Below are 3,554 nucleotides of genomic sequence, written 5' to 3'. Positions count from 1 at the left end.
CACTCTATGGGGCACTACTGGTTCGAGAAGGCCTACCCCGGCAACCTCTCGGGCGGGATGAAGCAGCGGGTGGCGCTCGCTCGAGCCTTCGTGGTCGAGCCCGAGATCCTGCTCATGGACGAGCCTTTCGCGGCGCTCGACGCGCAGTTGCGCAAGGTACTGCAGGAGGAATTGCTCTCCATCGTCCGTGAGCACCAGTACACCGTGTTCTTCGTGACACACAACCTGGACGAGGCGCTCCTCATGTCGGATCGTATCGCGCTGATGTCCGCACGCCCGGGGCACATTCGGGAGCTCATCGACGTGCCGTTCGAGCACCCACGCAAACCCGAACTCCGACAGGACCGCGAGTTCGTCCGTATGGAAGAGGACCTGTGGTCCCGACTGCGCGGTGACGTCTCAGTCGCCGCCGGAGGTGCATGATGAGTCTCGACACTGAACAAACACGAGGGACCAGCAAAGCCAACTGGGTCGTGCGGCGTCCTGAGGCAAAGCGCAGACCCACCAACGAGCAGGCTCGCCGCGACCTCGTGATTCGGGTCTTCCTTGGTCTCCTCATTCCGGTGGGCGCACTGGTCATCTGGGAGTTGTCGGCCCGCGCCGGCTGGATCGACCCTCGATTCTTCAGTCAGCCGAGCGCGGTCGCAGCCAAGGCAGCAGAGGACATCTCGTCGGGCCTACTGTGGGAGGAACTCCGCATCACCCTGGTCCGACTACTCACCGGCTACGTAGTCGGTTCCGTCTCCGGTGTCGTGGTCGGCCTCGCTCTTAGTCAGTCCCGGACGATCCGGTGGATGCTGGAGCCATTGCTGCGCGGGCTTTACGTGATCCCCAAACTCGCTCTGCTCCCGGTCTTCCTGCTGATTTTCGGCCTTGGCGAACTTCCCAAGCTAGTGTTCATCGGCCTGGGTACGTTTTACATCGTTGCATTCACAACGCTGTCCGCTGCGATGATGATCCCAACGGCCTATCACGAGGTTGCCCGGTCGTACGGGCTGTCGAGGCCGCAGCAGTTCAGGTGGATGATCATCCCCGCCTGTATGCCGCAGATTGTCTCCAGCCTCAAACTAGCCTCTGGCATCTCGATGCTTCTCGTCATCGGAGTCGAGTTCGTCAACGCTCAGGAGGGCCTGGGCTACTACACGTGGCACTCGTGGCAGATGTTCATCCCCGACCGCATGTACGTCGGCATCGTCACCATCTCGATCGTCGGAGTCCTGTTCAGCGCGTTGATCGGATTCACCGGCGGACGGATGGTGCGTTGGGCCGACGGCGAGTACGGCCAGCAGCGCTAGCCACCCAGCCACAACGGTGCGGCGCCATACGGCGACGACACCACCCGCACAGAAACTACTGAAGGATCCCAATGAGTACCGTCACTGTCCCGAGTCAGCCGTCCGGCGCGGAGGAGTTGGACGAACTGCGTTCAGTCGTGAGACAAGTCGCGCAGGAGCGTTATGCGCCGTTCGTCGAGCAATGGGATCGCGACCGCGAGACCATCTCAACGGACGAGCGACGTTACCTGGCGCAGCTCGGCTGGCTCGGCATCGCCCTTCCCGAGGAGTACGGCGGCGCCGGTGGCAGCTTCACGCAGGCGCTCACGGTGGTCGAGGAACTCGCGAAGGTCTATCCGCCAGCAGCATTTCAGGTATTCGAAGCCAATGTCGGTCCTGCCCAGCATCTTTCCCGAATCGGCACGAAGGAACAACTGCAGCGGTTCCTGCCAGGGATCATCAGTGGCGAGAACACCATGGCGGTCGGAATCTCCGAGCCGGACGCCGGTTCGGCCGCCACAGACATGGTGACCCGGGCCGAGGTTCAGGGCGACACCGTCGTGGTCCGCGGTCTGAAGCGATGGATCTCGAACGGCGGAGAGGCGGACCGCTACCTCGTGTACGCCCGCATGGGCGAGGCCCCTGGCTCACGCGGGATCGGAGCGGTCATCGTCGAATCCGATCGACCAGGGGTGTCGTTCGGCAAACGTGAACGTCTGATGGGATTCCGAGGAATCCCATCAGCGGACGTCATTCTCGACAACGTCGAGGTCCCGATCGAGAATCTTGTCGTGTCCCCTCCGGACGGCTTCCGCACCCTGTTCAGTAACTTCTCGATCGAGCGCCTCGGCAACACGACCATGAGCCTCGCGCTCGGCCAGGCCGCGCTCGACAAGAGCATCGCGTACGTCCAGGAGCGCCTCCAGTTCGGTCGCCCCATCGTCGAGTTCCAGTCGGTCCAGCTCACTCTCGCCGACATGGCGCTGCAGGTGGAGTCGGCGCGGCTGCTGCGAGACCGGGCGGTTGCGGGACTGGACGCGGGTCGGCCCAGCACTCTCGAAGTGTCGTTGGCGAAGTGCGCGGCCAACGAGATGGCCAAGCGCGTCACCGACATGGCGATGACCCTGCACGGCGCCAACGGGTACTCCGAGGAGTACGGGCTCGAGCGGATGCACCGTGATGCGCATGGCTGGGCGCTGGCGGGAGGCACGCCCAACATGCAGCGGATCCGCGTGGTCTCCGAACTACTCGGCCGTGGATTCGACCAGCGCGCCGGGAAGCACGACTGACTGTGCCCACATTTCAACCACATGTTCCGAAAGGCCATTAACGATGACTCTCGACGCCGTGCAGTCCACGGAAGATCTGATGTTCGACTACCAGCGTGACGTGTGGGAGCCAGCGCAGCTCGATCCCGAGATCACCTGGGACGGAGCATGGGCCGAGCTCACTCCGCGCCAGCGTGAGATTCGGGAGATCGCCCGCGAGGTCGCGGTCACCGAACTCCGACCCCGCGCGCACCTGTGGGACGAGTCGGAGACGTTCCCGCGGGAGACGTTCGAAGCAGTGCTCGAGACCGGCCTGATCGGCCTGACGGTTCCGAAGGAGTTCGGTGGGCAGGGAGAAGGGCTACTCGAGGGATGCATCGTCGTCGAGGAACTCGCCCGGGCCTGCCTGTCGACTGCCATGGCGGTACAGCCGTTCCTGAACGGTCCGTGGCGGGCGGTGAACGTTCTCGGCACGGACGATCTGCGTCAGCGGCTACTGCCGGGCGTGGCGGACGGGACCAACCATTTCGCGATCGCGATGAGCGAACCGGCTGCGGGCACCGCCGGCACCGACCTGCGCACAACGCTCACCCCGGAGGGAGACGGGTTTCGTCTCACCGGCACCAAGTGTTGGATCACCGGTGGCCGTGAGGCCCACACGATCATCGTGTTCTGTCGCATTGCCGGCAGCGAAGGCCCCTTCGGCATCGGTGCGGTGATTGTCCAGGGTCGCCCCGAGGGGATGAGCGACTTCGTCGTCGACCCGAAGATGGGAATTCGCGGGGTCGGTGAGTGTCTGGTGCACTTCGACAACGTCCGCATCGAGCCGGAGAACGTGCTGATCTGGCCTCGGATCGACTCGAAGGAGGGCACCGGGGTTCTGGTCAACCAGTTCAATCCCGAGCGCTGCGGCAATGCAGCGATGTGCACCGGGCTCGCTCAGGCGGCGCTCGACGCCAGCGTGGGTCATCTCAACGCGCGCGAGCAGTTTGGACGGGGTCAAGCCCCTGGT

Annotated in this window: 4 protein-coding genes; all 4 read left to right on the top strand. The window is 64.0% G+C overall.

Annotated features, from left to right (window positions below):
- Positions 1–423: ABC transporter ATP-binding protein (locus A8G15_RS08800; protein ID WP_156665313.1), on the top strand; the 423-nt coding region annotated here is incomplete at its 5' end.
- Complete coding sequence (locus A8G15_RS08795; RefSeq protein ID WP_082899762.1) at positions 420–1,295, top strand: ABC transporter permease; 876 nt, start codon at positions 420–422, stop codon at positions 1,293–1,295. The genes A8G15_RS08800 and A8G15_RS08795, both read left to right, overlap by 4 nt.
- A gap of 71 nt (positions 1,296–1,366) precedes the next feature.
- On the top strand, positions 1,367–2,563 hold the full coding sequence (locus tag A8G15_RS08790; RefSeq protein WP_064256971.1) for an acyl-CoA dehydrogenase family protein: 1,197 nt from the start codon (positions 1,367–1,369) through the stop codon (positions 2,561–2,563).
- A gap of 43 nt (positions 2,564–2,606) precedes the next feature.
- Positions 2,607–3,554, top strand: a 948-nt coding sequence (locus tag A8G15_RS30535; RefSeq protein WP_068158038.1) for an acyl-CoA dehydrogenase family protein, incomplete at its 3' end; no start/stop codon positions are given.

This window comes from Rhodococcus phenolicus, assembly GCF_001646785.1.
Taxonomy (GTDB): Bacteria; Actinomycetota; Actinomycetes; order Mycobacteriales; family Mycobacteriaceae; genus Rhodococcus; species Rhodococcus phenolicus.
Note: the sequence above shows the minus strand (reverse complement) of the source record. Positions and strands in the feature narration are given on the sequence as shown.

Bases quoted from the DNA above. Each gene is read 5' to 3' on its own strand.
- A8G15_RS08795 (WP_082899762.1), top strand. From the start codon at position 420: ATGATGAGTCTCGACACTGAACAAACACGAGGGACCAGCAAAGCCAAC.
- A8G15_RS08790 (WP_064256971.1), top strand. From the start codon at position 1,367: ATGAGTACCGTCACTGTCCCGAGTCAGCCGTCCGGCGCGGAGGAGTTG.